Annotated in this window: 1 protein-coding gene; it reads left to right on the top strand. The window is 71.1% G+C overall.

Annotation, left to right across the window (positions count from 1 at the left end; all coding sequences use genetic code 11):
- The first annotated feature begins 78 nt into the window (after positions 1-78).
- A complete protein-coding gene (locus ABZ281_RS45500) occupies positions 79-2,004 on the top strand; it encodes a copper-translocating P-type ATPase (RefSeq protein ID WP_356664264.1) in 1,926 nt (641 codons plus the stop codon).
- Positions 2,005-2,610: the final 606 nt, after the last annotated feature.

Genomic DNA, 2,610 nt, shown 5'->3' with positions numbered 1-2,610 from the left:
CGTGGCTGTTTCGCCGCAAGAGCGGATACGACACGGCATACGTGGGGAGTTCCAACCTGTCCAAGGCAGCGCTTCTCGATGGCCTGGAGTGGAACCGCCCTCGCCGTACCGGTGATCCTCCTGGCGATGGTCCCGGCGCTCCAGTTCGACAACTGGCAGTGGCTCTCGCTCACCCTCGCCGCCCCGGTCGTCGTCTGGGGCGGGCTGCCCTTCCACCGGGCCGCCTGGACGAACGCCCGGCACGGCGCCGCCACCATGGACACTCTGGTCTCCCTCGGCACTCTGGCCGCGTTCGGCTGGTCCCTGTGGGCGCTGTTCCTCGGTGACGCGGGCATGCCGGGCATGCGGCACCCGTTCGAGTTCACGGTCTCGCGCGGCGACGGCGCCTCCTCGATCTACCTGGAGGTCGCCTCCGGCGTCACCGCCTTCATCCTGCTGGGCCGCTATCTGGAGGCCCGCTCCAAGCGCCGTGCCGGAGCGGCGCTCAGGGCGCTGATGGAACTGGGCGCCAAGGACGTGGCCGTACTGCGGGACGGGCGCGAGGTGCGGATCCCGGCGCAGCGGCTGACCGTCGGCGACCGGTTCGTCGTACGGCCCGGCGAGAAGATCGCCACCGACGGCACGGTGGTCGAGGGAGCCTCGGCCGTGGACGCCTCGATGCTGACCGGCGAGTCGGTGCCGGTGGACGTGGCGGCCGGGGACGCGGTCACCGGCGCGACGGTCAACGCCGGTGGCCGGCTGGTCGTCGAGGCCACCCGGGTCGGTGCCGACACCCGGCTCGCGCGGATGGCGAAGCTGGTGGAGGACGCACAGAAGGGCAAGGCCGAGGTGCAGCGGCTCGCCGACCGGATCTCCGGGATCTTCGTGCCGGTGGTGCTGCTGATCGCCGTCGCCACAGCAACGGCATGGCTCGGGCTGACGGGCGACGGCGTCGCCGCGTTCACCGCCGCCGTCGCTGTCCTGATCATCGCCTGCCCGTGCGCGCTGGGCCTCGCCACGCCGACCGCGCTGATGGTCGGCACGGGCCGCGGCGCCCAGCTCGGCATCCTCATCAAGGGCCCGGAGGTCCTGGAGTCCACGCGCCGCGTCGACACCGTCGTCCTGGACAAGACCGGCACGGTCACCACCGGCCGGATGACCCTGCAGGGGGTCCACGCCGCCGAGGGCACCGACGAGAAGGAGGTGCTGCGGCTCGCCGGTGCGGTCGAGCACGCCTCCGAGCATCCCGTCGCCCGTGCGATCGCGCTGGGTGCCGAGGAGAGGGCCGGGCGGCTTCCGGAGGTCGAAGGGTTCGAGAACGTCCCCGGGCGGGGCGTACGCGGCCGCGTGGAGGGCCGGGACGTCGCCGTGGGGCGCCTCTTCGACGACGTGCCGGCGGAGCTGTCCCGCGCCCGGGACGAGGCCGAGCGGGCCGGACGTACGGCCGTCCTGGCCGGCTGGGACGGGACGGCGCAGGCCGTGCTGGCCGTGGCGGACGCGGTCAAGGAGACCAGCGCCGAGGCCGTGCGCGAGCTGCGCGCCCTGGGGCTCACGCCGGTGCTGCTGACCGGGGACAACCGCGCGGTGGCCGAGACGGTGGCCGCGGCCGTGGGGATCGAGACGGTGGTGGCCGAGGTCCTGCCCGAGGACAAGGTCGACGCGGTACGGCGACTGCAGGCCGAGGGGCGGGTCGTGGCGATGGTGGGCGACGGCGTCAACGACGCGGCCGCGCTCGCCGTCGCCGATCTGGGCCTGGCCATGGGCACCGGCACGGACGCGGCGATCGAGGCGGGCGATCTGACCCTGGTCCGCGGCGATCTGCGGGTGGCCGCGGACGCGATCCGGCTCTCCCGCCGGACCCTGGGCACGATCAAGGGCAATCTCGGGTGGGCCTTCGGCTACAACGTGGCGGCGCTGCCGCTGGCCGCCGCGGGCCTGCTGAACCCGATGATCGCGGGGGCGGCGATGGCGTTCTCGTCGGTCTTCGTCGTCACCAACAGTCTGCGACTGCGGACATTCCGCTGAAGTGCCCCGAATTCCCCACAAGTTCACGGCGAACGCGATTTGAGCCCCTCTGGAGTCCCGAGCCCGGCTCACATAAGCTCTTCACAAGGCTCGCGCATCATCCTTACGCTTGGGTCCCGGTCGGCGTATCCGGGCTCTTGCGCATCTAACGGACATGCGCAAGAGACGCAGATCACAGTGATGTGAACGTAACCATCGAAGGGGTTCGAAGGTCTAAGTTGACGATGTCAGGGAGCGTCTTGGGGGGCGCCATCTGGCATCCGGAGATGTCTTGGGGGACTTCTCCGGAGATGCGTTGCCGGGGCACGTACGCCGGGAAGCTTTGAGCGGCCCTCCCGGGCGTGCGCTGTCCCGGCAGAGCGCACACCACAGCAGTACGGCGAGTTTGCCCGTTCTGCTCAACAGCGATTCAGGCGCTGTCCTCACAGACGCCCGGCCGGATCCCGTGGGGGGAATCCGTACCGGGACTGGGAAGGCGCCCTGGACGTCGGCCCGTGGGGGGACCGACGCCGGGGCGCCTTCTTCATTGCGTACGAAATCACGTGAGGGATCATGCGAGACCCGTCGGTGATCCACATAACACGTCAGGGATCACGCGAGAGCCCC

Origin of the sequence: Streptomyces sp. NPDC006265, assembly GCF_040613555.1 — a bacterium.
Lineage (GTDB): Bacteria > Actinomycetota > Actinomycetes > Streptomycetales > Streptomycetaceae > Streptomyces.
This window is presented reverse-complemented; position numbering and strand designations above follow the sequence as displayed.

Bases quoted from the DNA above. Each gene is read 5' to 3' on its own strand.
- ABZ281_RS45500 (WP_356664264.1), top strand. From the start codon at position 79: ATGGCCTGGAGTGGAACCGCCCTCGCCGTACCGGTGATCCTCCTGGCG.